General features: G+C 38.2%; 23 protein-coding genes and 1 other RNA gene. 14 read left to right on the top strand and 10 right to left on the bottom strand.

The genetic code is table 11. The annotated features are described in order from the left end of the window. Positions 1 to 10: 10 nt before the first annotated feature. Entirely contained in the window at positions 11 to 2,692 is a 2,682-nt protein-coding gene (locus tag JN080_RS01335; RefSeq protein ID WP_256234072.1) for a transglycosylase domain-containing protein, read from the bottom strand. After that, complete coding sequence (recU, locus tag JN080_RS01330; protein ID WP_256234071.1) at positions 2,664 to 3,335, bottom strand: Holliday junction resolvase RecU; 672 nt, start codon at positions 3,333 to 3,335, stop codon at positions 2,664 to 2,666. The genes JN080_RS01335 and recU overlap by 29 nt, the downstream gene beginning before the upstream one ends. Before the next feature lie 147 nt (positions 3,336 to 3,482). On the opposite strand from recU, the gene JN080_RS01325 reads away from it, so the two are divergent. From JN080_RS01325 to JN080_RS01315, 3 genes are all read left to right on the top strand, one after another. Further along, complete coding sequence (locus tag JN080_RS01325; protein WP_256234070.1) at positions 3,483 to 4,463, top strand: DUF2515 family protein; 981 nt, start codon at positions 3,483 to 3,485, stop codon at positions 4,461 to 4,463. A gap of 525 nt (positions 4,464 to 4,988) precedes the next feature. Beyond that, positions 4,989 to 5,288 carry a hypothetical protein gene (locus tag JN080_RS01320; protein ID WP_256234069.1) on the top strand — a complete coding sequence of 100 codons (300 nt, stop codon included), beginning with the start codon at positions 4,989 to 4,991 and terminating at the stop codon, positions 5,286 to 5,288. 63 nt (positions 5,289 to 5,351) lie between these two features. Then, positions 5,352 to 5,717 (top strand): DUF1798 family protein, encoded by a 366-nt coding sequence (locus JN080_RS01315; RefSeq protein ID WP_256234068.1) that lies wholly within the window; start codon positions 5,352 to 5,354, stop codon positions 5,715 to 5,717. A 45-nt stretch (positions 5,718 to 5,762) separates the two neighbouring features. Here JN080_RS01315 and yppF read toward each other — a convergent pair whose 3' ends face one another. Then, on the bottom strand, positions 5,763 to 5,975 hold the full coding sequence (gene yppF / locus JN080_RS01310) for a YppF family protein (protein WP_256234067.1): 213 nt from the start codon (positions 5,973 to 5,975) through the stop codon (positions 5,763 to 5,765). A gap of 230 nt (positions 5,976 to 6,205) precedes the next feature. Between yppF and JN080_RS01305 the strand changes: the two genes are divergently transcribed. Beyond that, positions 6,206 to 6,772, top strand: a complete 567-nt coding sequence (locus tag JN080_RS01305) for a YppG family protein (protein ID WP_256234066.1) — start codon at positions 6,206 to 6,208, stop codon at positions 6,770 to 6,772. A gap of 106 nt (positions 6,773 to 6,878) precedes the next feature. Here JN080_RS01305 and JN080_RS01300 read toward each other — a convergent pair whose 3' ends face one another. Further along, a complete protein-coding gene (locus tag JN080_RS01300) occupies positions 6,879 to 7,367 on the bottom strand; it encodes an Hsp20/alpha crystallin family protein (RefSeq protein WP_256234065.1) in 489 nt (162 codons plus the stop codon). Positions 7,368 to 7,556: 189 nt separating this feature from the next. Between JN080_RS01300 and hcp the strand changes: the two genes are divergently transcribed. Further along, positions 7,557 to 8,846: a hydroxylamine reductase gene (gene hcp / locus JN080_RS01295; protein ID WP_256234064.1), complete on the top strand. Its 1,290-nt coding sequence runs from the start codon at positions 7,557 to 7,559 to the stop codon at positions 8,844 to 8,846. A 269-nt stretch (positions 8,847 to 9,115) separates the two neighbouring features. Here the strand turns inward: hcp and JN080_RS01290 are convergent, their stop codons facing one another. After that, entirely contained in the window at positions 9,116 to 9,808 is a 693-nt protein-coding gene (locus JN080_RS01290) for a Crp/Fnr family transcriptional regulator (protein ID WP_256234063.1), read from the bottom strand. 202 nt (positions 9,809 to 10,010) lie between these two features. On the opposite strand from JN080_RS01290, the gene JN080_RS01285 reads away from it, so the two are divergent. From JN080_RS01285 to JN080_RS01245, 8 genes are all read left to right on the top strand, one after another. Beyond that, positions 10,011 to 12,299 (top strand): DEAD/DEAH box helicase, encoded by a 2,289-nt coding sequence (locus tag JN080_RS01285; RefSeq protein ID WP_305473562.1) that lies wholly within the window; start codon positions 10,011 to 10,013, stop codon positions 12,297 to 12,299. A 4-nt stretch (positions 12,300 to 12,303) separates the two neighbouring features. Next, the gene (locus JN080_RS01280; protein WP_256234062.1) at positions 12,304 to 13,608 is read left to right on the top strand and encodes a ribonuclease H-like domain-containing protein; all 1,305 of its coding nucleotides are present in this window, start codon (positions 12,304 to 12,306) and stop codon (positions 13,606 to 13,608) included. A gap of 435 nt (positions 13,609 to 14,043) precedes the next feature. Beyond that, positions 14,044 to 14,310, top strand: coding sequence for a CotD family spore coat protein (locus JN080_RS01270; protein ID WP_256234060.1), 267 nt, complete (start codon positions 14,044 to 14,046; stop codon positions 14,308 to 14,310). A 117-nt stretch (positions 14,311 to 14,427) separates the two neighbouring features. Beyond that, entirely contained in the window at positions 14,428 to 14,988 is a 561-nt protein-coding gene (locus JN080_RS01265; RefSeq protein WP_256234059.1) for an SLOG family protein, read from the top strand. A 111-nt stretch (positions 14,989 to 15,099) separates the two neighbouring features. Continuing rightward, complete coding sequence (gpsB, locus tag JN080_RS01260) at positions 15,100 to 15,402, top strand: cell division regulator GpsB (protein ID WP_256234058.1); 303 nt, start codon at positions 15,100 to 15,102, stop codon at positions 15,400 to 15,402. Between the two features lie 81 nt (positions 15,403 to 15,483). Continuing rightward, an RNA gene (gene rnpB, locus JN080_RS01255) (RNase P RNA component class B) lies at positions 15,484 to 15,868 on the top strand. 511 nt (positions 15,869 to 16,379) lie between these two features. Beyond that, complete coding sequence (locus JN080_RS01250; RefSeq protein WP_256234057.1) at positions 16,380 to 17,534, top strand: THUMP domain-containing class I SAM-dependent RNA methyltransferase; 1,155 nt, start codon at positions 16,380 to 16,382, stop codon at positions 17,532 to 17,534. Between the two features lie 9 nt (positions 17,535 to 17,543). Further along, entirely contained in the window at positions 17,544 to 19,484 is a 1,941-nt protein-coding gene (locus JN080_RS01245; RefSeq protein ID WP_256234056.1) for an ATP-dependent DNA helicase, read from the top strand. Positions 19,485 to 19,522: 38 nt separating this feature from the next. Here JN080_RS01245 and JN080_RS01240 read toward each other — a convergent pair whose 3' ends face one another. Genes JN080_RS01240 through JN080_RS01220 form a run of 5 tightly spaced genes read right to left on the bottom strand, consistent with a single transcriptional unit; the run spans position 19,523 to position 22,305 of the window. Further along, the gene (locus JN080_RS01240) at positions 19,523 to 19,822 is read right to left on the bottom strand and encodes a metal-sulfur cluster assembly factor (protein WP_256234055.1); all 300 of its coding nucleotides are present in this window, start codon (positions 19,820 to 19,822) and stop codon (positions 19,523 to 19,525) included. Positions 19,823 to 19,835: 13 nt separating this feature from the next. Further along, positions 19,836 to 21,080, bottom strand: coding sequence for a hypothetical protein (locus tag JN080_RS01235; protein ID WP_256234053.1), 1,245 nt, complete (start codon positions 21,078 to 21,080; stop codon positions 19,836 to 19,838). A 13-nt stretch (positions 21,081 to 21,093) separates the two neighbouring features. Next, entirely contained in the window at positions 21,094 to 21,300 is a 207-nt protein-coding gene (locus JN080_RS01230) for a DUF2249 domain-containing protein (protein WP_256234052.1), read from the bottom strand. A 59-nt stretch (positions 21,301 to 21,359) separates the two neighbouring features. Then, positions 21,360 to 21,602: a DUF2249 domain-containing protein gene (locus JN080_RS01225; protein WP_256234348.1), complete on the bottom strand. Its 243-nt coding sequence runs from the start codon at positions 21,600 to 21,602 to the stop codon at positions 21,360 to 21,362. A gap of 10 nt (positions 21,603 to 21,612) precedes the next feature. Next, positions 21,613 to 22,305, bottom strand: coding sequence for a Crp/Fnr family transcriptional regulator (locus tag JN080_RS01220; RefSeq protein WP_256234051.1), 693 nt, complete (start codon positions 22,303 to 22,305; stop codon positions 21,613 to 21,615). A 223-nt stretch (positions 22,306 to 22,528) separates the two neighbouring features. Here JN080_RS01220 and JN080_RS01215 point away from each other — a divergent pair, with 223 nt between their 5' ends. Continuing rightward, the gene (locus JN080_RS01215; protein ID WP_256234050.1) at positions 22,529 to 24,892 is read left to right on the top strand and encodes a nitric-oxide reductase large subunit; all 2,364 of its coding nucleotides are present in this window, start codon (positions 22,529 to 22,531) and stop codon (positions 24,890 to 24,892) included. Positions 24,893 to 25,044 lie beyond the last annotated feature (152 nt).

Genomic DNA, 25,044 nt, shown 5'->3' with positions numbered 1-25,044 from the left:
TTTTTAGCAATTATTGGGTCTTACCCGGAGTAGTGGTTGTTCCCGTTCCATTGCCACTATTAACATTGCCTCCTGGACCATTCCCCCCTGCAGGACCTGTAGTAGTAGTGCTGCTACCGCCTGTGCCGGTGGAACCTGTCTGACCGGTTCCGGTGGTTCCACCAGTGCCATTCCCTTCAGTGGGATTTGTAGGAGGTGGAGGAGTCCCGTTGTTATTCCCTTGCTGGTTATCCTGGTTTCCACTAGTATTTCCTTGCTGGTTATCCTGGTTTCCACTAGTATTCCCTTGGTTGTTTTGCACCTCAGGATTAGGGATATCGACGGAAACTGTTACAGGATCACTGCTTTGCCCGCTGCCGACCGCAATGATCGTAAAAGTGTATTTTCCTCCGGCAGTTGGATTAGCAATCTTCAACCCCATCTCGGAAGTTGTTGAAAGCTTCTGGGACGTGCCGCCGTTTACTGAAGCACTTACATCATACTGCACATTCTTACCAGATGTATTATTGTAATTCCAAGAAAGCACAATTTGCTTTGCTTCTTGATCGTATTTTGCAGCTGCATTTGTTGGTGCCGAAAGCTTAATGTATTTAGTAGAAACATTTTTTGGTGCATGGCCTTTTACCGCATACTCATAGGTTACTTGACTGTCAGGTGTATAGGAACTGGCCAAAACAGGCGGCATAGTGCCTTTTTCAATTCTAACCTTTTGAACGCTTGATGGGACAGTGAAATCGGGAGTGCTCACACCCTTCGATACATAGGACATTAAATTTTTAAAAATATATTGAGCAATCTTTTGATTATCCCCAGGTGGAATCGGCGTTCTTTGATCCTTGTAGCCGGTCCAAACGGATATAGTAAAATTGGTTGAGTAGCCTGTAAACCAAGCATCTGGGACCGATTTACTAGAGCTGATATGAAACTTGCGCAAGTCTTCATCCGAATAGTTTGTCGTACCTGTTTTACCTGCAATAGGAAGGCCAGGGATATTGGCAGCTACACCGGTGCCCGGTGATTTAAGCACACTTTTGAGCATATCGGTAATCATGAAGGCCGTGGAATCTTTCATGACAACCTTTGTTTCTGGTGTTGTATCAATTTCTGTTCCATCCCGCAGTTTAATTTTTTTGATGGAGTGGGGTTTTGTGTAAAGCCCCTTGTTACCAAATGCACTATAGGCACCAGCCATTTCAAGCGGGGAAACCCCAATGGTCTTTCCGCCTAAACCACCAATTGCATATGATTCATAAATTTCTTTTAATGGAATCCCAAGATTGATTGCAAAGTCTTTCGCTTTTTCTAATCCTACCTGTTGTAAAGTTTGTACAGCAGGCGTATTACGGGACAACTGGAGGGCTGTGCGGATCGTCATCGGGCCCATATACCGGTTATCCCAGTTGCCGAACTCTGCACCTGTTGAATACTTAACCGGTTTGTCCTCAATCATTTGATAGGTTCCCCAATTGAGGTATTCAATGGCCGGTCCGTAATCAAGAATAGGCTTAATCGTAGACCCTGGTTGACGCTTGGTATCGATTGCGTAGTTAAAGCCGCGTTTAACCTGTTGATTCCTCGCTCCGCCAATCGCCCGAATTTCGCCTGTTTTCGTATCCAATACGGTAATTCCAGCCTGAAATTGATCATCAGGATATTTAATGACGTCATTCGTATTCATAATTTTATCTACATATAATTGAGCATTTTTGTCTAGAGTTGTATAAATGGTTAAACCATCGGAAAATATATCAAAGTCTCCAGATTGTTTAACTTCATCAATAACAGCGTCAACAAATGAATCATAAGGTTTTTCATCCAATTTACGCTGATCATCTTTCACTAGCGTCGACTGAACAGGAACCTTCATAGCATTTTCCATTTCCGTCTTGGTAATGTAGCCATGTTGATTCATTAAGCTAAGGACAATATTCCGCCTTTTTTCCGCCAAATCAGGATGGTTAAAGGGATTATAATTATTAGGGCTTTGCGGCAGTCCAGCAAGCATTGCAGCTTCAGACAATGTCACGTCTTTTAAACTTTTGTTATAATAGGATTTTGCCGCAGTTGCAACTCCATTACTATTTTCTGAGAAGAAAATTTTGTTCACGTACATTTCAAAAATTTGATGTTTTGTATATTTTTGTTCAAGCTGATAGGCTAACCAAGCTTCTTCGACTTTTCTTCTTAATGTCTTTTGCGGTGATAAAAAGGAATTTTTAACAACCTGCTGTGTAATCGTACTTGCACCCTCACTGCCAAAGCCGTGCTGAAAATTTGCTAAGAGTGCTCCGCCTAAACGAATAGGGTCAATACCATGATGCTGGTAAAAACGATAATCCTCTGTTGCTAAGAAGGCGTCTTCGACAACCTTTGGTATATCTTTGTATTCAACATATTCCCTGTTAGCAGCGCCAACTTCAGTAATCAATTTGCCGTCTTTATCTAAAATCTTTGAGGCGATTGGGTCTTTTAATAATTTTGGGTCGAGTTTTGGTGCATCTTTTACTAAATATGCAAAAGTTGCTACACCGCCCAACATCCCAACGATTCCAAGTGCAATGATGGTTAGAAAAATCTTTTTAACTAAGCTGCCTGATTTTTTCTTACCTTTGTTATTTTTACTGCTATTGGCATTGAGTTGTTTGCGGCGCTCCTCTCGTGATTTATATTGTTCCGCCATTATCAAGTTCATTCCTTTCTAAACCTTCGCAAATATTACATTCCGCTAAATCATAAAGTTTTTCTATTATTCTAATATAGTCAATTCTCGGCTGAAAACCAAGCGGTATGTAATGAGCCTTTTGGTCTATTTCTGCCTTTGTAATTGACTTTCTTCCACCATTGTTCATCCTGTTCCAAAAGGTTAACAAATGCTCAGCCTCCAGCAAGTAAACTTGTTCATAAATCGTAAACCGAAGAATAACGAAACAGATTCCACCTTGTTTCAAGACAGCCTCCATATGGCGGATTTGATGCTCATGGAAATTTTTTAAAGGAAATGAGGTTGGGTTCTGCGTTTCTTTTGCCTCGAAGTCGATGTATTTTCCTTTATAAATCCCATTATAATCCGTGGTTGATGCTTGTTTAAAATAGGCTTCTTTAATAACTGCCGCACTTCGCCGTGGATAGTCCACTTGAACGATTTGAACGGGTGTTGGCTTTTTATGGATAACAGCAATTTCCCTTTCAAGATAAAAAGCATTTGTTTCGTTTAAATCCTCCTCAAGAGTCATTCCCCTGTTGCTAAAGGATTCGTTCGTTTTTTTCATAACACTGGACCTTGAATTACTTTCCAAGGGAATGTATTGTTTTCCATTCGGGTAGTGGAAATTCATGTAAACCACCTCACAAACTACTACCTATCATATCAAATTTGCGTAAACTTAGCAGGAATAAAAATAAGGAATTGATACATTTTAATAAATAGGTGAATTTTAGGATAGCAAGATTGACGGCGAATTATCTATTTAGGGATGATAAAAATGAGTCATCTTCCAATCGGGGATCAAAAAATTATTAGTCAAATTCAGATTGAAACCAATAGGAATAATATCGATAATATTTCAAGGACAGCTGCCTATTTTGCTTATTTTAAAAAAAACCCGGATATCATCTGGTCATTTCTAGCAAGCATGGTATCTAGGAATGGGGGATGGAATATGTGTGATCTAGAAGGGTCTATCTTTCCCCAACTGTTAGAATCAAAAACAAGGAAACAGCTTTTCTTAACCTATGAGCGAGCCAACTGGCTCATATTTCATGATGTATTTCCTCAGCTATTGGTTTATCAATATTCGTTGGAAATGAAACGTCCGATGTTTCATTTACTTCCTTATTTTAAGGTATCTGCTTTTATCCAAAAGGAGTGGATCAGGTATTGGAAAGATAATGATCAATACAGACTAATGACAGCTCTAATTATTAATGAGCAAAATGTGATTCAAACACCCATTATTGAACATCCTGTATATAAAAGCAAGGTATTTCATTCCATGATCTTTTCTTTTCAGGATTGGCTCCATTTTAGCTGTGTACTGTTTCCAACTTGTGGGGGTGAGCTTTATGGTGCAAGTGCCAATGGCTTCCGGTCTCTTTCAAAAAGGATTAACTTAGGAAAACGGCTTGCTAAGATTCTTTTTGACCAAAGGTTGTTTCCTTATTTTTACGAGTTTGCAGAAACGACTCCTCATACAGGTTCAAGATACGATTATGAACAGTATTTTATAACTCTAAGGTCAACGAATAGGGATACCCCTTTTTTAAGAACGACATTTCCTGTGATGGAACACCATATTCACGAATATAATGATTGGAGTTTATCAAGGTTTGTTTCTCCAGCATGGATATATTCTCCAGTTAGGCATCGTCATACAATCCACCTCACAGATTGGTATATATCAAAAAAAGAACAGCTTCATTTAATGCTCCAGCTAAAAAAAATCTTACATCTAAAAAGAATATAAAAAAAGCAAGGAGAGAATCCCTTGCTTTTCAATTCGATATGAACGCTCGCTAAACGGGCGCTTCCGCTTTCTATTGTCTAACTCCAGCGCCCAGCGACTAGTGTACTTCGTTCTCCTCATTACGATAAGTCAAGCACGAATGCGCTAGCGCTCTCGGTATTTCCTTTATCTCAATCGGAGCGCTCCAGTCCATACATCGCTAAACGGGCACTTCCGCTTTTCTTATTCCGCTGGGCGATTTTCACCTTCAAGTTTTTTATCGCCATAGCCTGTCTTTTTTTCTTGTTCGGTTTGTACTGGCCTTTTGTTTTGCGGATTCTTTTTTGGCATCGTAAACACCTCCATGGATAGCTTGCACTGATTTAAATAGTTTCATGCGAATTTTGAATTGTGTCGAAATAATCATGTCCTTATGCAAGTTTGACACTTTCTTTGGCGAATCACTTCTAGTTTTGTCAAGGGAGAAGGAAGACAGAAAAAGAGAGAGAATTTTACCTATACAGATACCCTAAGGAGGTCTATCGAATGAATGAGCCAACAACCGAAAAAGAACAACTATTCATCATGTTTTCTGAAATGAATGAACAATTAGCCGATTTGGAATCTGTCTTAAGGACTTCGTTTTCAGACCTTCGTAAAGAAATAGTACGTGAAGAGGTAACGAGATTAGCTGTACCCGATAAAAGAATTGCTATTCTTGAACAGAGATATATAAAAAGCGAAATAGAAAATAATGAGGAATTGACCAATTATCCTATAGGAAAAAACCAATCTGTAGGATTGAAGTTTGAATTAGGTTTTAAAAAAACGTTACAATATGATTAATGGTGATAGCAAGTAGCTTTGAAATCCATAGCTACTTTTTATTTTTTTGGGGGAATTTTAGATATGAATGAGGAGATCATCCACTTAACAGAAGTGCTTTTAAACTATAACCGTTTATTTCTACACTATTTTGAAGAGGCTAGGCTTCAAACAGAAAGGAAGGACTTTTACCAAGTGGTAAAACCTTTTGCTGATGAAGTAAAAAAGGTGATGGATGATTGGAGTATGTACTTATGTAAATGGTTAAAGACATCTAATTCAAAGCATATGAACATTAATCAGGTCACTTCCACCTGCGGACTAATTGAACAGTTGTCTGTTCAAGCCTTTTACCCGGAAACAAGCAAGTCAAGATTCTTACATTCTCAGCGGTCAATTGAATATTTTCTATCAGAAGTAGTAAAAGAAGTAAAAAAAATGGATTGCTGATATAACAGCAATCCATTAGATTTCATTCCCCTTTAATTCGTTGTTTCAAATAATATGCGTGATGAGGGAGTTGTCATTTTCACTATCTGGAGTCATTGCACCGTTTGCTTCCAGGTCGCGGATAAGAAGGCTGTACTCTTTAATGTTAATCTCGTTGTGAATATATGCTTTCTTGGCAAAATCCAATAATTGATTAACATTATCAGTAGAATATTCCTTACATTTAATAAACCTGCTTTTTAATTCGCTAATGTTCATGATGGATCTCCTCCTTCACCATTTTCTCTATCATACCATGAAAAGACTCCTTCTTTTAGTTTTTCAAAAATTGAGACTTCCGACACTTTGTGTCATTAATTGACACGTTTTTTTATATTCTATTATAGTAAGAAAACAACATACTGGCCGCTTTCACCTTACTTAAATAATCACCTTTTACCGCTAAATACATAAAGTATAATGATGAATAGCGGAGGAGATGTTTGCCCATGTTTGAAAGCAGGAGTCAGCATTTCAATTATGGAAACTCGGGGCAAATGATGCACGGGAATCCGTTGGAGCAGCAATGGAACAAAGGATTTATAAGAAGTTATTCAAATCCATATCAGTATCAACCACCATTTCAAAATGCAAATTGGCAATCGTTTCAGTCACAGAATCCATACTATCCTGGCCAATATCAGCCATTAAACCAAGCTTATCAACCCTATCAAGCCCAAACCTATCAACCCTATATTCAACAGCCATCCTATCAAACTCAGGCTTCTATACAAAAGGATTCGCAATATCTTTTCCAAAATCCCTTACAGCCGCAGGAAGAAATGTTTCCTTACCAAAATCAACAACCACCAATGAACGGTTATATTAACCCATATCCTAAACAAAATTTAATGCCAAAACAACCTGGTGGAATGCATTCATTAATTAATTCGTTTAAATCGCAAGATGGCTCAGTTGATTTTAACAAAATGGTGAATACAGCGGGACAAATGATGAACGCCGTAAACCAAGTTACATCGCTCGTAAAAGGCCTGGGCGGGGTATTTAAAGCTTAGTATGCAGCTGGAAAATAAAAAAGACGGCTAACCGCCGTCTTTTGTTCTGCATATAGGATGTATTTGGTGGGTGGGGGACATCCATCCTAAATGACGAGGAGGAGAGCTATTTGGTATCCTCAATGGTAATTATTTTTCCTCTTTCTTGAGGGATTACAATTTGTAGAAGTCCATCTCGATAAGATGCTTTAATTTTTTTCTCATTTATAACTTGAGGAAGGGCAATGGTTCTAGAAGATAATTGTCGAATTTTTTTTTGCTTAAAAACCAGGTTGATTTCATCTTCTTCTAATTCAACCTGGTGATTATCAACTGAAATCGTTAAAAGATGCCCTTGGATGTTTAACTGAATTTGCTCTCTTTTTATACCTGGTAGTTCAGCAGAAACAATATATTCCTTACCATTGTCAACTGTTTCGACGGGAAAGCTGAATCCAGCCGGAAAAGGATTTTTAAAAAAATCATCGATTGATTGTAAAAATCCTTTAATTGGTTTCTCATTAAAGAAGCCGTGCATCGATTTTATTAGCTCCCCAAAAGGCTCCGGCTTATTTTTGTTGTTATGGTTTGGATCACTAGGAAGCATCGTTGACATAAGTTATACCCCTCTCTTAGCAAAAATTCACACAGTATCATATGTAGTAAGTTTCTAGAAGGTTCAAATTATTGTAATAAATTTTTGAACGAATTGTGAAGATTGACAAGATAGTGATCTAAATCACTCTATTCCTGTGATCTTATTTGTATGCTATAAAAGTAAATTACAGGAAAGCGGGGAAATAAAATGTTCTGTCATCAATGTGAACAAACGCCATCCGGCGGATGCCAAGTAATTGGTGTTTGTGGAAAAGATGAAACAATCGCAAGCTTGCAGGATACGATTATTTTTGGTTTAAAAGGAATTGCGGCTTATCGTACTCACGCTAACCAACTAGGTTACACTGACCCATTCGTGGATTCAACTACTCATGAAGCCTTATATATGACACTTACCAATTCAAACTTTAACCTCCAAGAACACATCGAAATGGCAATGAAAGTCGGACAATCAGCAGTTCGTGTAATGGAAATGCTTGACGAGGCCCATACAACAAGGCTTGGAATTCCTCAGCCTATTCGTGTAAGTCAGAATAAAATCGAAGGCAAATGTATTGTTGTAACAGGTCACAATCTTTTTGCTTTAGAGGAACTATTAAAGCAGACTGAAGGAAAAGGAATCAATATTTATACACATTCTGAAATGCTGCCTGCACACGGCTATCCAGCATTGAAGAAGTATTCACATCTTAAAGGAAATATTGGAAAAGCTTGGTATGACCAGCGCCGTCTGTTTGAGAATTTCCCTGGTGCTATATTAGCTACAACCAACTGCGTCATGCCGATTAAGGGCACATATGCAGATCGGATGTTCAGCTATGAAGTAGCTGGTTTAGAAAATGTCCAAAAAATTGTTAATGATGATTTTGGACCATTAATTGAAAGAGCTTTGGAGCTTCCTGAAGCCAATATTGACTCCGAAGAAACATTATTAACTGGTTTCCATCATGAAACAGTTCTTGGTTTAGCACCTGAAGTCATTGCAGCCGTAAAAGCTGGACAGATAAAAAGATTTTTTGTTATTGCCGGCTGTGATGCACCTGGTAAAGGCGGCGAGTACTACAGGGAACTGGCAACATCACTTCCTCCGGAAACAGTTATACTGACAACATCCTGCGGAAAATTCCGTTTTAACGACGTTGATTATGGTACTGTACCTGGAACGGAAATCCCACGGTATATCGATTTAGGACAATGCAATAACTCAGGGTCTACCGTTAAAATTGCAAAAGCTCTTGCTGAAGCTTTTGAATGTGAAATCAATGAACTTCCAGTAAGTATTGTACTTTCTTGGTTTGAGCAAAAAGCAGTTGCGATTCTATTAGGTCTTTTCAGCTTAGGGATCAAGGATATCAGGATTGGACCAAAAGCACCTGAATTTATTTCTGAGGGAGTATTAAATGTCCTCCAAGACACATTTAATCTAAAATTAATTAGCACAGCACAAGAGGACATGAAGGAAATGCTCTCAGTCTAATAGAGAAAAGCGCGGGATCTAGACGGTTTTCAAAGTATATACGTTATCCTATAAGAAAACCGCAGACTTTAGGTCTGCGGTTTTTCTTTGACATCAGAATTTATTCTTTGAACTTTAATAACTGTCTAGCTCCAGCACCCAACGACTAATGTACTTCGCCCATCTTCCTACGATAAGTCAAGCACGAATGCGCTAACGCTCTTCGTGTTTCCTTTATCTCAGTCGATGTGCTCTAGTCCATACATCGCTAAACGGGCACTTCCGCTTTTCTATATGATTTCGTTTAAGAGTGTGGTTGGATCTAGAATCAAATTTCCGTCTTTATCTTCGCTAATTAATTCATCTTTTTTCATTTTTGTCAGGGTACGGCTAATCGTTTCTCTTGTTGTGCCAATCATATTGGCTAAATCCTTGTTAGTAAATTCCCCTTTTAATAGGATTGTACCATTTTTGAGCTCCTTACCATGGTTTTGGGCAAGCCTGATGAGCAGTTTAATGATTTGTTCATATGTATTATTTAAAATTTGTTCCTCTAGTCTATTTTGTAAGTCAACAATTTTTTCACCGAGCACGTTAAAGACCTTTATACATAGTTCCGGGTTTTCAATTAGAACATTTTCAAACTGTGAAATTGGAACAGTTATCAGGGTAGAGGCTTCTAACACCTCTGCAAAAGCTGGGTAGTCGCCTTTCCTAAAAAAGCCAACATGCGGGAACATTTCCCCCTTTTTCAGAATGGAAACAATTTGTTCTTTTCCGTTCATATCGGTTTTATAGATCTTAAGTTTGCCAGCATAAATAAAATAAACATTTTCAAGCGGGTCGCCTTGCAGAAAAACATGGCTATGCTTCTTCCATTCTCGGGTAATGGCAATATCTGCAACTTTGCTTAATTCACTATCATTTAGGACCCGAAAGAGGGAAAATTCACTTAAAACCTTCTTTATTTCTTCTATTTTCATGGTTACATCACCTCATATATCACGATAAAGAATCTCTTTCTATTTTATCAGAGAAAACACTCAAATAAATTATTTTTAAAATTAATTTGTTGGTATGAAATGTAAATCACCAAAATTTCGTATAAAATTACCCGAAAATATCACTTTATTCTTTTATTGCGAACATTTATTCGATAAAATGAATGTATTGAGGTGAGTAAAGATGATTGGAAAAAAAAGCTTACAAGCTATACTAGCTGATTTAAAAATAAATAATGAATTCAATGAAAATATTGTTTGCTGGAGAACAATTGAGGAAAAAGCAGCACAGACTGTTCCTCTTCCAGAGAATTTACATCCACTTTTACGAAAAAGCTTAAAACAAAAAGGAATTGGCGAGCTTTATACCCATCAAAAAAATGCATTTGAAAAGGTTACGGAGGGAAAAAGCATAGTCGCAGTCACTCCTACGGCCTCTGGGAAAACGCTTTGTTATAATTTGCCTGTTATGCAAAGGATTCTAATAAATCCGGAAGCAAGAGCACTGTATATATTCCCGACAAAGGCGCTTGCACAGGATCAAAAAAGTGAAATTAATGAAATGATCCAATCAGCAGGAATGAACATAAATAGCTACACATATGACGGAGACACCCCGGCAAATATCCGGCAAAAGGTTAGAAAAGCTGGTCATGTTGTGATAACCAATCCAGATATGCTTCACTCTGCGATTCTTCCCCATCACACTAAATGGGTTTCTCTGTTTGAAAATCTCAAATTTGTTGTTATTGATGAGCTTCATACGTATCGAGGGGTATTCGGAAGCCATGTTGCCAATGTGATTCGACGGTTAAAACGGATTTGTCATTACTACGGGAGCAGTCCAGTTTTTATTTGTACATCTGCTACCATTGCCAATCCGCTTGAACATGCTGAAGCTCTAACGGAAGAACCGATGTATTTGGTTGATAATAATGGTGCTCCCAGCGGCCGAAAGCATTTTCTATTTTATAATCCACCGGTTGTAAACAAGCCTTTAAATATAAGAAGAAGTGCAACGCTCGAAGTTAGGAAACTGGCGGGTGAACTTTTAAAAAATAAAATCCAGACGATTGTGTTTGCTAGAAGCAGGGTAAGGGTTGAAATTATTTTAACCTACCTTCAGGAATTGGTGAAAAACCAATTGGGGAGAAAATCGATTATGGGCTACCGTGGTGGTTATCTGCCCACTGAGAGACGAAAGATTGAAAGGGGACTCCGCTCCGGAGAAATTTACGGTGTTGTTAGTACGAACGCACTTGAACTCGGTGTTGATATCGGTCAACTGCAGGTCTGTATTATGACTGGTTACCCAGGAACCATTTCAAGTGCCTGGCAGCAGGCAGGCAGAGCCGGCAGGAGGCACGGTGAAGCGCTTGTTATTATGGTGGCAAGTTCCAGCCCGCTTGATCAATATGTGATCCAAAACCCGGAGTATTTTTTTAATAAGAGCCCTGAAACAGCTCGGATCAACCCTGATAATCTGATCATCTTAATCGACCATATGAAGTGTGCAGCTTATGAACTTCCGTTTAAAAAAGGTGAGCCATTTGGAAAGATGGAAACAGAAGAGCTTCTGGAGTATTTAACAGAGGAACGAGTCCTCTATCAAAACGGTGACAAATGGTATTGGATGAATGATTCCTTTCCCGCTCATAATATCAGCCTAAGGTCGGCCTCTCAGGAAAATATTGTGATTATTGATCAAACAGATATCGCTAAAATAAAAGTAATCGGTGAAATGGATCGTTTTTCCGCGATGACCCTGCTGCATGAAGAAGCAATTTATTTACATCAAGGAACACAATTCCAGGTTGAAAAGTTGGATTGGGAAGAAAAAAAAGCATTTGTCCGCGAAGTGGCAGTTGATTACTATACTGATGCGAACTTGGCAGTACAATTAAAGGTATTGGAAGTCGATAAACTAGTGCAAAATGAGGACATAGAAATAGGCTATGGTGATGTCAGTGTCCGAGCAATGGCAACGATTTTTAAAAAAATAAAATTTGAAACACATGAAAATATCGGTTCGGGACCCATTCATCTTCCTGAAGAAGAGCTTCATTCGAACGCGGCATGGATTTCTTTAAACAAATCATTGGCGGAAATGGGTAATGAACGGCTGGAGCAAGGTCTAGTTGGGGCGGCACATGCCCTAAAATCTATCGCACCATTATTTGTTATGTCAGATCCGCAAGATATTCATGTGGTTCCTCAAGTGAAAGCAGATCACAATGAAAAACCAACTATTTTCTTTTATGATCGCTACCCCGGGGGAATTGGATTAAGCGAAAAGCTTTACGGGGAAATGGCTGAGGTATTGGAAGATGCAAAAAAAATGGTGGCGGGATGTAATTGTGAACACGGATGCCCTTCCTGTATTGGAGCAGAAACAATTGGTGATGCTGCAAAAAATGATACATTAAAAGTTATTGAGTCTTTTTTGAAAAATAGAAAGAGGTTAAGGGTGTGAAGCGATGTCATTAAAAGATAAGTTATCCCGGCTGAGACCTCATCTAGCGATGGACATTTCAAAAATAAGTACCATTCAAGAACAAAAGTCAATTGAGATACCATATCGGGAACGCTGGAAAAATGAAAATGTTTATCCATTTTACTTTGATGAAGATTACTGCTTAATTCGGGAAGTCAGCTATCCCCTTTCTAATCAGCATGGTCTTTATCGATTTGCAGATTTTGTAGATGCTGTCAATATTTGGAATTGTGATATGGTTAGCCACCCATTGTCGGCCGCTGGATTTAAACCGGAGGAGTTATTTTTCTTTGATACTGAAACAACTGGACTTGGAGGCGGGGTAGGGAACACGATTTTTTTACTTGGCTATGCAAGTGTTTCAGGTGACAAACTTATCTTAAGACAGCATATCCTTCCAAACCCAGGGGCGGAAGTACCTTTATATCAAAGCTTTTTAGAAAAAGTAGATTATAAAACATTGGTGACTTACAACGGCAAATCCTTTGATTGGCCGCAAGTGAAAACGAGGCACACCCTAGTTAGGGACCATGTACCGAAATTGCCTTCTTTTGGTCATTTCGATTTATATCATGCTGCCAGAAGACTATGGAAGCATAAGCTGGACAGATTGAAATTGGCAGTTGTTGAGAAGGAAGTTTTAGGAATTGAAAGAGTAGATGATATACCAGGGTATTTAGCACCAATGATTTATTTTGATTTTATTGAAACTAAACAACCTGATGGAATGATTGGAATCCTAAAGCATAATGAAGTGGATATTCTATCTTTGATCACCTTGTATACCCATATTAGCTTTCAATTGTGTGGCAAGGACCAATCGCAAACGCGTAAGGAAACATATGAAGTAGGTCGCTGGTTTGCTTCTTTAGGAGAACATAATGAAGCGAAAAAGGTATTGAATACACTGGCTGACGGAACCGACTTAACATCCTATCGTGCTAAATTGGCGTTGGCGTATCAATGGAAAAAATCCCAAGCTTGGGATCTGGCTTTGGATTTATTTATGAAAGTGGCAGATATAGGCATAGATGAATTAAGTAGTGAAGCTTGTATTGAGGCTTCAAAAATATTAGAACACAAACAAAAAAATATTAATCTAGCAACTGATTATTGTATGAAAGCAATCGAATTGGTGAATAAGTCAGCAATCATTCAAACAAAGCAAGTGACCTTTCAGCAGCTTGAGAAAAGATTGGAACGATTGGAAAGGAAAGCAGAAACTACTCCAGATAATCATAATTTTCATCGGAATAATCATCTTACGACGAAATATGATAATTTGTAACAAAAAATTCATAAAAAAGTTCCGAAAAAAAGGAAAATCCATGTTGTTTATCATAGTCGAAGATAGTAAAATTTATAACTGTGTTTAATAAAAATGACTATGAAATGATGATGGAGAGGGTAAGATGTACAAAGCAATTTTCTTTTTATTTTTTGTTGTTGTTTGTCTGACAGCAGTTATGTTTACAAGCTTAAAAGATAGCTTTTATGCGATTCTTTAATGAACACTTCCAGATTGGCAAGCTTAAGATCGATGGGAGAGACTCCTTTCACTGAAGAACACAGCTTTTCAAATTGCGTGTTGCAATTGTGAGCGATCAGAATTTATAAATATAAATTTATGAATTGCTAAAAATAGGTATTTTCCTTAGTACAAGATTACCCCTTTCGACATAGGCTGTTAATGTAAACAGAATAAATGAAAGGGGAGCTCAAAATGTATCTTGGAACTAATGTTACGCCGCCAATCGTTCATCCGACCGTATACAATGTAAATCACACATTCTCAACGACGGTGGTGCCGCATATTCATCCGTCGCATACCACAACAATTAACCATCATATGTACCAGCATAAACATTATTGTACGCACTCTGAATCATGCTGCTGTGAAGAATGTAGTCAGCATTTCAATTGCTGTGCACCGGGTATGATGCCAGGACCGGCAGGACCTGGTTATGGAGCAGGTCCATATTGGGGATAATGAACATTACAAGGGCGCTTTTGCCCTTGTTTTTCTATTTCTTTTACTAATATAATATGAACTTTATGAAAAAAGGTTTGTCCTTTTCACTAAAATAGTTAAATGGGAGGAAGGTTTTTGAGTAAAATACTGGCAATTTCGGGTTATAAAGCATTCGAATTGGGAATCTTTCAAAAAGACCATCCTTCGGTTACCTATATAAAAAAAGCGATAATGAAAGAATTAGTTCCTATGATTGAGGATGGTTTAGAATGGGTGTTAATCAGCGGGCAATTAGGGGCAGAATTATGGGCTGCTGAAGTCATTTTTGATTTGCAACTGGCATATCCTGAACTAAAGCTTGCTGTTATTACTCCTTTTTTAAATCAGGAAGAGAAATGGAATGAACAGAACCGGGAATGGTACGAGTCTGTGCTTGCAGGGGCAGATTTTATCGATTCTGTTTCAAGGAAACCATATGAAAAGCCATGGCAATTTCGATTAAAGAACCAATTTTTCATAGAAAAAAGTGATTCCCTTCTTCTTTTGTATGATCATGAAAAAGAGGGAAGTCCTAAATATTTATATGAAATGGCTATCCAGTACCAAAATAATCATTCCTATCCGATCCAATTAATAACGTTCTATGACTTACAAACGGTTGTGGAAGAAGAAGAACAGAGTCATACTGATTTTTAACAAATCTGCTAAGTGTTAACTATCAAAATAACGCCAAAAGAAAAATTGACAAAAACGCTTATTTTTGAAAAAATAAGAGGTAATGATTGGTGATATACTGAGGTGATTTAAATGCTGTCGGACAAAGTGAAATTAACCGCAAAGGATATTTTAGAAAAAGAATTTAAAACAGGTGTACGCGGGTATAAGCAAGAAGATGTGGATAAATTTTTAGATTTAGTGATTAAGGATTATGAAACGTTCCACCAAGAAATTGAAGACCTTAATCAAGAAAACCTTCGTTTAAGAAAGCAACTAGAGGAGTCTTCTAGAAGACAGCCGGCCGCCCAGCCTGCAGGAACAACAAATTTTGATATTTTAAAGCGTTTATCAAACCTTGAAAAGCATGTATTTGGCAATAAATTGTACGATTGACATTTCGTGCCAAAATTTCCAAAAAGTATACATTGCGTATACTTTGGATATTACATATAATAAAACATGTACTCATTAATTACGTTCGGGTAATCGCTGTTGCATTTATGCGGCAGAGGAAAGTCCATGCTCGCACGAGCTGAGATGCTCGTAGTGTTCGTGCCTAGTGAAACCATAAGCTAGGGCAGCCTTGAATTGGGCTGACGGCCGGGAAAATACCTAAGTCCTTTGGATATGGTATGACTACCTCTAAAAGTGCCACAGTGACGCAGCCTTTTTAGAAATGAAAAGGATGGAACGAGGTAAACCCCACGAGCGAGAAACCCAAATAATGGTAGGGGCACCTTCTCTGAGGAATTGAACGAGGAGAGGGACAGATTTTTCAAATCTGTAGATAGATGATTACCACCTTTGTACGAGACTTTTGTCGTTTGCAGTACATTGGAACAGAACATGGCTTACAGAACGTTTTTAATGTTACTATTAATTTAGTAAAGTATAGGGCTCTCCTAAACGGGGGGCTTTTTTAATTGTTAAAGAAATTATAAAAGATTACTCTGTTGATAACTTTGAATGAAGTTTAATCTTCGTCCAGCTTCGACGCACAGGAAGTGCTAGTGCCGACGTTGCCGCCAGGACGGCGGCGCTCTTAGTCGGCCAGCGCCTAACGACTCGTGTACTTCGCCCACTTCCCTACGATAAGTCAACGTCGAATCGCCTCCGCTCTTCGTGTTTCCTTTGCCGTGTATTAACGGGCAGTAGATTCTCAACTGCCCGTAAAAACCCGGTTGGCTCAACTAACAATCAGCGAGAAAAGCATTCGCTGATTGAAGGTTCGCCTTATCTCAGCCGGTGTGCTCAGTCCATACGTCGCTAAACAGGCGCTTGCGCTTTTGTTCTTTCTTACCAATAGTCTATAATAAAGATGTTCAAACGAATAATCATACATAATTGAGTAAATAGGTTAGGGTGGAATTATGGGAAAATATCAATTGATCGCGACAGCAGCGATGGGGCTCGAAGCACTTGTAGCAAAAGAAGTTCGAGCTCTCGGCTATGAATGTCAAGTGGAAAACGGGAAGGTAATTTTTGAAGGAGACGAATCTGCGATCGCCCGCTGTAATTTATGGCTGCGAACAGCAGATCGAATTAAAGTAATCGTAGGCGAATTTAAAGCACTTACTTTTGATGAGCTTTTTGAAAAAACAAAAAAACTGCCTTGGGAACAGTATTTGCCCGAGGATGCCGAATTTCCGGTTATCGGCAAGTCGGTAAAATCAAAGTTGTTCAGTATTTCTGATTGCCAGGCGATTGTAAAAAAAGCAGTAGTGGAAAAATTGAAGTCGCACTATAAGCGGACAAGCTGGTTTGAAGAAACTGGGGCCTTACATCGAATTGAAGTTGCCTTATTAAAGGACATTGCAACTATCACCATTGATGCCAGCGGTATCGGTTTGCACAAACGGGGCTACAGGGCTGACCAAGGGGTTGCGCCGCTGAAGGAAACGCTTGCTGCAGCTCTAGTCATGTTGACCAACTGGCACCCTAATCGTCCATTTTGGGACCCGTTTTGTGGATCTGGCACCATTCCGATTGAAGCTGCTTTAATTGGCCAAAATATTGCTCCAGGCTTTAATCGTGAATTTGTATCAGAAGGGTGGGGGTGGATTCCGGCTAGTGTTTGGAAAGATGCCCGGAATGAGGCAGAAGATCTGGCAAAATACGATCAACCACTTGATATTACTGGATCTGATATTGATCACCGTATGGTAAAAATAGCACAAGAAAATGCATTTGAAGCTGGTTTTGGTGATATAATTCAATTTAAACAAATGCAAGTAAAGGATTTGACAACAAAGAAAGAATACGGTGTAATTGTTGGCAATCCTCCTTATGGGGAAAGATTAGGGGAGAAGAACGAAATTGAGCATATGTACCGGGAAATGGGTCAAGCGTTTGCTAGTTTAGATACTTGGTCGATCTATATTTTAACTTCAAATGAAAATTTTGAGCAAATATATGGGAAACCAGCAACAAAAAGACGAAAACTTTTTAACGGCTTTATCCGTACTGATCTTTACCAATATTGGGGGAAAAAGCCGCCTCGTTCGGTAGATAAGGAATTTAAATAGGGGGATTAGATGGATAACCGCATACCATTTACAATAGAAAATACAGAATCATTTTATGATAAATTATCCGAGTGGATTGGTGATTTATTTTACGATATTTTGCCGGAAGCGGGATTTGAGCTAAGAGATGAACAAATCTATATGGCCTTTCAGCTCGAAAAGGCTTTTAAAGAAAAGAAGATTATGATGGCAGAAGCAGGGGTTGGAACTGGGAAAACCATTGCCTACCTCCTTTATACCATTGCATATGCCCGGTATATGAACCAGCCTGCTGTCATAGCTTGTGCAGATGAAACCCTTATTGAACAATTAGTAAAAAAAGAAGGCGACATTGCTAAACTCGAAAAGATTTTAGCATTAAACATTGATGTCCGGTTAGCAAAATCAAGAAATCAATATTTATGCTTACAAAAATTGGACAAAGAACGGTTTTCGGATGATGTTGAGGACATCGATCAAATTTATGACCAGCTTCCTGAATTTGTTCATTCCAATGGCTCAATGCAGTCTTTTGAAAAGTATGGAGATCGCAGTGAATACCCTGATCTATCAGATGAAAGATGGGCAAAGGTAAACTGGGATGCACTTCAGGATTGTTTTTCTTGCGACAAAAGACATCGGTGCGGGTTGACCTTGCATCGTGACTATTACCGCCATTCACGAGATTTAATTATTTGTTCCCATGATTTTTATATGGAACATGTTTGGACAAAGGAGTCAAGAAAACGGGAAGGACAACTGCCGCTTTTGCCTGAGCATTCTGCAGTTATTTTTGATGAAGGTCATTTATTGGAATATGCCTGCCAAAAGGCGTTAAGTTATCGGATTACGGAACAAACACTTGAATCATTGTTAGTCCGTTTAATGGAAAACAATGTCCGGACTGAAACACTTTACACGATAGAAGAGGTTCTCCTGGAAAATGAAAAATTTTTCTCATTAATTTCCCAGTTTGCCTATTCCGTTCGGGGTTCTGAGAAACAATTTATTAAAAAGCATTCATTGTTACTAAAGCAAGGAAGAGAGCTATTGGATCAATTGATGAAACTTGAAGAGGAACTTGTTTTTGAGAGTGAACTTTACGTAATCAGTGATTATGATTTAAAAATTGTTGAGGAATACCTAGATCAAATTACCCACTCGTTACGGCTTTTTCTCCAGACAGTCAATGGAATTATCTGGTTTGAAGAACAACAAGGGGAACGTACACTTGTTATCATGCCGCGAATGGTAGAAGAGGTAATGAGAGAAGAAGTATTTTCGCAAAAGAAACCATTTATTTTTTCATCGGCAACATTATCAAACCAAGGTTCATTTGAATATATAACGAAAAGCCTTGGTATTAGTGATTATTTATCATTTTCCGTTGCATCACCTTTTGACTATGAGACAATGATGGAGGTTTACTTACCTGCATTTCCTAAAGCTGACACTGAAGGGAAGATTCAGTATCTCGTTGAGCAAATCGATAAAACGGAAGGAAGAGCGCTTGTTTTAGCTGCAAATAAGCAAGAGTTAAACGAATTGAAGCAAAAATTGACGGGCAAATTGAAATATCCCGTTTATTTTGAAGGTGATGCAGAAATTAGTACGCTTGTCTCAGAATTTCAAAATGATGAGCATGCTGTTCTATGTTCGATGAGCTTATGGGAAGGACTAGATATTCCTGGACGTTCGTTAGAAAATGTCATCATCTTTTCACTGCCGTTTCCGCCAAATGATCCGGTATTTACAGCGAAACGGGAGGGTTCCTTAGACCCATTTGCGGAGGTAGACCTGCCTTATATGATCCTAAGATTGCGCCAAGGAATTGGCCGATTGATCAGAAGTGAAGCGGATAAAGGCAGCGTTCATATTTTATTAGCTGATGACATTGATCAAAAATTACTAACCAGTATTAAACAAGTTCTTCCGGTAATACCAAAAGAATCTACTTTAGATAAATCCTAATAATATAAAAAGGACCTGGCTAACAGCCAGGTCCAGTTTTATCCATGTAATATTTTCATTCCTTCTGGAGTCATCTTGTCTGGAGTCCAAGCAGGCTCCCAGACAAGGTCAACCTCAACATTTCTTACTTCTTCTAATCCCTCGAGAGAGTAACGTACTCCTCTTTCAATGCTGCTATGCAATGGGCATCCGGGAGTTGTTAATGTCATCGTTACTTTAACATCACCCTCATCTGTTACCTCAATATTATAAATTAACCCAAGATCGACAACATTAATATTTAATTCTGGATCGTAAACACTTTTTAATTCATTACGGACTTTTTCTACTAAATTCATTTATAACACCTCATTATTTTTTAATTACACTTAAAATACTTATTGCCATCATGATAAAAACGATGGATAGAACAAACTGCCCGATCGTAAAGAGTATGGAGACTTTCAATGCAAGTGCAAAGAAAACCATAATTGCTGAAACGATAAAAAGAATGAATAAGGGAACAGCTATTTTTTCATTCATCATCTCTTTCAGTGTTGGGACAGAGTGCTTCCCCATTTCCTTACTATATTTGTGGGTCCACCACAGGAATGGAACAATTTTATATAAGTAGCCAAGAATGCTAAGGACAATCCATAGTAAAAGATAGCTATAAACCATCGGCCCGATTAGATCATTAAAACTGCGGGTCCATAATAGGACAAAGGCAGCCAGGTGGATGATATTTGCAAACAAAATAGCGAGTAAGGCAAAGAAAAAGGGTTTATCCAGCTTTTTTTTCAATCTTTTTTTGATAATAATGCTGATATGATAACTAAAGATAGAAAAACCAATCAGCAATAGGAAAAATCCGAGTTTTATCAACCAGGAGCTTTCCATAAAGAAAGAAAGGGACGATACAATAAGTCCCGATAAATAAAACCCGAATACATATCTGGCCTGAATCATTGGAAAGCCATGCGATAATGAGAACATTGGCACCATTTTATAAGAAAAGCCGAAAATTAAACACGTAAACCATCCAGTTACTCCCATTAAAAGATGTGTTCTAAACAGCGCTTGATAAGAAGCAGCACCGAAACCTGTTTTCAAGCAATAAATCAATGTTATTCCCAATGCAATTGTAAGAAACAAGCAAACTAAGGAAGTACCAACGAAAGCGGTAAGGATTGTTGGCTTTGATTGGTTCTTCAATGTCATCACCATTTGAAATATGAACATGAGAATTCCTAAAAAGGTCAGGATTCCTGGAAGGATCGCATTTTGTGGAGACCAATAAAGCATACCTGCAAAGGAAACAATTCCGATTGCAGTAACCACAAATTGGATGAAACCAAACTTATCACTCCATATTTTTGTTAAAAAGGTAACTGGTACAAGTTGATACATCGCACCCATCGCGGTCATAAGCGCCCATCCTAAAATTAATAGATGTGCTGCCGACCAAATGGCTGGTATTCTAAAACTGCCAACTGCCATCAGCTGCCCATTTGTAATGAGTAAAATTTGGGACATGACAAGGGCAAGCAGGCTAAAAAAGATAAATGAAAAGGGAAGCTTAATATTTGTTTCACTTCCTAAATTTTGTTGAAACAACTATTTCACCCTCTTATCGGAAGATTTCAATCTTAAAACTTCCGTCTTTTTGTTGTTCTGTACGCTGCTTATACCCTAATTCCTCCAATTGTTCGTAAAGAAACATGGGTCTTCGATCGTTAATAATCGTTAATGTTTCATTTTCACCGACTGTTTCTAATGCAGCCAATGTTCGCATCATTGGCTGTGGAGGTTCTAAACCGCGATTATCTAAAATCATTTTTACTCTCCTCCTGCTTGTGCTTATTTGAATGGAAGGAATCCTGTTTACAAATATGGTTAGCCTTTCTTAACAAAAGTAACTTGCCAATGCTTTTTTTCAATTTCTTCAACTTCATGTGTGAACCCTTTTGCTTTCATGACTGCAAATAAGGGAACCGGCTTGAATGGTGCATGGAGGATAAAGGTATCCGCTGCTTTTAAACTGCCAATTGCCTCCATTATTTTTTGAAAAGGCTCAATTTTATTTTTTAAGTCTTCACGAACATCTAATTCAATAATTTTTGCTTCCAAACTGAACATCTCCTTCATTTTAATAAAATAATTCTTGCTTCAGCGCTTCATCGTTAAGTAAATAAAACCCGTCGTCATCCGGTAAGACATACTCTTTCTTTTTTAATTGGTTTATTGTCCGGCTTACAGTTTCTCTCGAAGTACCAATCATATTTGCAAGCTCACGGTTTGTAAACTGTGTCGTTAGCTTATAACCCTGTTCATTTTTTTCTCCATTGGATTTACAGAGTCTGATCAATAATAAAATAATTTGCTCATAGGTATTATGAAGGACTTGTGCCTCCAATCTACCTTGCAGATCAACAATTTTTTCACCCAAGACTTTGAATATTTTGATACAAAGCTCAGGATATGAAATAAGAATTTCCTCGAATTTGTCGATTGGAATTACAATTAGATAAGAATCTTCTAGCACTTCTGCATGAGCAGGGTATTTGCCATGTCTAAAAAATCCTGCATGCGGGAACATTTCGCCTGGTTCCAGGATGGAAATGATTTGTTCTTTACCGGAGAAATCTGTTCGATAAATCTTAACCTTTCCACTATGGATAAAAAAGACACGATCAAGTTGGTCTTCCTGCATAAAAACATACATTTTATGTTTATAAAAACGGGTTTGAGCAATTTGAACGAATGGTTCTAATTCTGGATAGGACAATCCTTTAAATAAAGGAACATTCGACAATCGCATTACAATATCTTCATGTTTCATTAATAGTATCACCTTCGAAGAAAGAAATTTGTTTTCTGTATTTCTATTGTAGCAACCCTTTTTTTTAAAATAAGTGACCACCGTCATAGAATTGCCTTCTTGTGAAAATAATTCTCAATACTGTGTGAAAAATCACAGGTGCAGCATGAGGAGTCTCACTTTGTGTCAGTCTTGTGACAGTTACAATTGATGACATAATGACACAAGAGAGGATGAAAAGGATATGGAAATTAACAGAGGAATACCTGTGAAAAAAGTCGTAAAGCAAAATCAAAATGCTCTTTTAAAATCGATATTAATTATTACGATTTTGGTGACCTTTACAATTTTGCTTGTGGGAGGCTACTGGATTTTTAAGGAACAAGCACCAAGACCACTAGAGGTAACGAATAAAAGCGGTGATGTACTATTCTCTAAAGAAACCATCATCGGCGGCCAGGCAGTATGGCAAAAATATGGATTAATGGATTATGGAACTGTACTTGGGGATGGATCTTATATGGGTCCTGACTATACTGCTGAAGCATTGAAGATTTATATAGAAGGAATGCAAGATTTTAGAGCAAACGAGAAATTCAGTAAGACGTACTCTCAGTTAAATGAGGATCAAAAATCGATTATTAAAAACAATGTTATTAATGAAATGCGCAAAAATCGTTATGATAGCAGCAAAGATACATTGAAATTAACGGATGCCCAAAGCTACGGGTTAGAAAAAGTAAGAGCCTATTATAAACAAATATTTACAAAAGGTGATGGCTGGGGACTTAAAGCAAATCTAATTAAAGACTCTGATATGCCAAAAACCAACCGAGTCTATGTTGCGAATGGTGACCAGATTAAGCAAATTTCTGACTTCTTTTTCTGGACTGCATGGCTCTCAAGCACTGTCCGTCCTGGTGATAAGATTACCTATACAAATAACTGGCCATATTATGAAGATGCAGGAAACCAACTCTCATTCTCAGCTATTTGGTGGAGCGGGGCAAGTGTAACGATCCTAATTTTAGCTATTGGAATCATTCTATACTTTTACAAACGCTATCAACTCAATATGAAAGAAGCCTATACACCAGGGAATTTCCCTGAGATAAATATAAGCAAAATGCCAGTAACAATCTCACAAGTTAAATCTGGCAAATACTTTGTCGTTGTAGCAGCATTATTCTTTGTTCAGTGTATGTTTGGTGCACTACTAGCACATTATTATACTGAGCCTCAGAGCTTCTTTGGGATTAAGTGGATTCATGATATACTCCCATTTAATATCGCAAAAGGCTATCATTTGCAGCTTGCTGTCTTTTGGATTGCAACGGCCTGGCTGGGAATGGGTATCTATATTGCACCGCTTGTCGGCGGTTATGAACCGAAGAAACAAGGGCTATTGGTTGACATCTTGTTTTGGGCGCTCGTGGTACTTGTCGGCGGAAGTATGATCGGTGAATGGCTTGGGGCAAATGGTTATCTAGGAAATAATTGGTTCTTATTCGGTCACAATGGTTGGGAATACATTGAGGAAGGACGAATTTGGCAAATTATCCTGATTGCGGGAATGTTTATTTGGCTGTTTATCGTTTATCGGGGAATTCGAGCAGGACTCAAAAAGGAAATAGATAAGGGTGGACTCATTCACCTGTTATTCTACTCATCGATTGCTGTTCCGGCATTCTATATCTTTGCTTTATTTATTAACCCAAGCAGTAGTTTTACGCTATCTGATTACTGGCGCTGGTGGATTATTCACTTATGGGTTGAAGGAATTTTTGAAGTTTTTGCAGTTGTTGTTATTGGATTTTTATTAGTTCAACTAGGTCTCGTAACGAAGAAATCAACCGTTAGACAGATGTATTTCCAATTAATCTTGCTATTAGGAAGCGGTGTGCTAGGAATCGGTCACCATTATTATTATAATGGATCATCAGAAGCTTGGATTGGTCTCGGAGCAGTATTCTCCGCAATGGAAGTCGTTCCGTTGACGCTGCTAATTCTTGAAGCATATGATCAATATAAAATGATGCGTGATGGTGGTGTAAACTTCCCGTATAAAGCGAGTTTCTGGTTCTTAATCTCTGTAGCCATCTGGAACCTAGTAGGGGCGGGTGTGCTGGGATTTTTAATCAACTTACCGGCTGTTACATTCTTTGAACATGGTCAATTCTTAACCGCGGCACATGGTCATGGTTCGATGATGGGTGTATACGGAATGTTTGCGATTGCCGTCCTTCTCTACTCACTGAGAAGTATTGTAAAACCTGAGGCTTGGAACGATAAATGGCTTAAATTCAGCTGTATCATGTTGAATGTTGGTCTTGCAGGCATGGTCTTTTTATCCTTGCTTCCAGTCGGTTTCTTGCAAATTAAAGAAGCGTTTGATCATGGGTATGCCGCATCCCGTGCCGCAGTATTTTTGAAACAACCTATTGTACAAACATTATTAACATGGCGTGCAGTTCCTGACACAATTTTCTTGATTGGGGTAATAACACTGCTGATCTTCGCCATAAAAGCAATGTTTAATTTACGTAAACCAACTCATAAAGAAAAGGAAAAACTTCCTGTCAGAGATCTTGCTATTGAGGAAGAGTAAAAACAAAAATCAGCATGGTTATCGTAATTTAGAATTTCCGATTAGTACAGTTATTACTACCTACCAATAAATAGGATGAAAAATATTCTAAGGCATATCACTATTATAGCGATATGCCTTATTTTATCTTTACCAATAATTTAAGAGGGTCT

The sequence above is a fragment of the Bacillus sp. EB600 genome, from assembly GCF_024494385.1.
In the GTDB taxonomy this organism is placed as follows: Bacteria; Bacillota; Bacilli; order Bacillales; family Cytobacillaceae; genus JAEVLT01.
Note: the sequence above shows the minus strand (reverse complement) of the source record. Positions and strands in the feature narration are given on the sequence as shown.

Bases quoted from the DNA above. Each gene is read 5' to 3' on its own strand.
- JN080_RS01335 (WP_256234072.1), bottom strand. From the start codon at position 2,692: ATGAACTTGATAATGGCGGAACAATATAAATCACGAGAGGAGCGCCGC.
- recU (WP_256234071.1), bottom strand. From the start codon at position 3,335: ATGAATTTCCACTACCCGAATGGAAAACAATACATTCCCTTGGAAAGT.
- JN080_RS01325 (WP_256234070.1), top strand. From the start codon at position 3,483: ATGAGTCATCTTCCAATCGGGGATCAAAAAATTATTAGTCAAATTCAG.
- JN080_RS01320 (WP_256234069.1), top strand. From the start codon at position 4,989: ATGAATGAGCCAACAACCGAAAAAGAACAACTATTCATCATGTTTTCT.
- JN080_RS01315 (WP_256234068.1), top strand. From the start codon at position 5,352: ATGAATGAGGAGATCATCCACTTAACAGAAGTGCTTTTAAACTATAAC.
- yppF (WP_256234067.1), bottom strand. From the start codon at position 5,975: ATGAACATTAGCGAATTAAAAAGCAGGTTTATTAAATGTAAGGAATAT.
- JN080_RS01305 (WP_256234066.1), top strand. From the start codon at position 6,206: ATGTTTGAAAGCAGGAGTCAGCATTTCAATTATGGAAACTCGGGGCAA.
- JN080_RS01300 (WP_256234065.1), bottom strand. From the start codon at position 7,367: ATGTCAACGATGCTTCCTAGTGATCCAAACCATAACAACAAAAATAAG.
- hcp (WP_256234064.1), top strand. From the start codon at position 7,557: ATGTTCTGTCATCAATGTGAACAAACGCCATCCGGCGGATGCCAAGTA.
- JN080_RS01290 (WP_256234063.1), bottom strand. From the start codon at position 9,808: ATGAAAATAGAAGAAATAAAGAAGGTTTTAAGTGAATTTTCCCTCTTT.
- JN080_RS01285 (WP_305473562.1), top strand. From the start codon at position 10,011: ATGATTGGAAAAAAAAGCTTACAAGCTATACTAGCTGATTTAAAAATA.
- JN080_RS01280 (WP_256234062.1), top strand. From the start codon at position 12,304: ATGTCATTAAAAGATAAGTTATCCCGGCTGAGACCTCATCTAGCGATG.
- JN080_RS01270 (WP_256234060.1), top strand. From the start codon at position 14,044: ATGTATCTTGGAACTAATGTTACGCCGCCAATCGTTCATCCGACCGTA.
- gpsB (WP_256234058.1), top strand. From the start codon at position 15,100: ATGCTGTCGGACAAAGTGAAATTAACCGCAAAGGATATTTTAGAAAAA.
- JN080_RS01250 (WP_256234057.1), top strand. From the start codon at position 16,380: ATGGGAAAATATCAATTGATCGCGACAGCAGCGATGGGGCTCGAAGCA.
- JN080_RS01245 (WP_256234056.1), top strand. From the start codon at position 17,544: ATGGATAACCGCATACCATTTACAATAGAAAATACAGAATCATTTTAT.
- JN080_RS01240 (WP_256234055.1), bottom strand. From the start codon at position 19,822: ATGAATTTAGTAGAAAAAGTCCGTAATGAATTAAAAAGTGTTTACGAT.
- JN080_RS01230 (WP_256234052.1), bottom strand. From the start codon at position 21,300: ATGATTTTAGATAATCGCGGTTTAGAACCTCCACAGCCAATGATGCGA.
- JN080_RS01225 (WP_256234348.1), bottom strand. From the start codon at position 21,602: ATGTTCAGTTTGGAAGCAAAAATTATTGAATTAGATGTTCGTGAAGAC.
- JN080_RS01220 (WP_256234051.1), bottom strand. From the start codon at position 22,305: ATGAAACATGAAGATATTGTAATGCGATTGTCGAATGTTCCTTTATTT.
- JN080_RS01215 (WP_256234050.1), top strand. From the start codon at position 22,529: ATGGAAATTAACAGAGGAATACCTGTGAAAAAAGTCGTAAAGCAAAAT.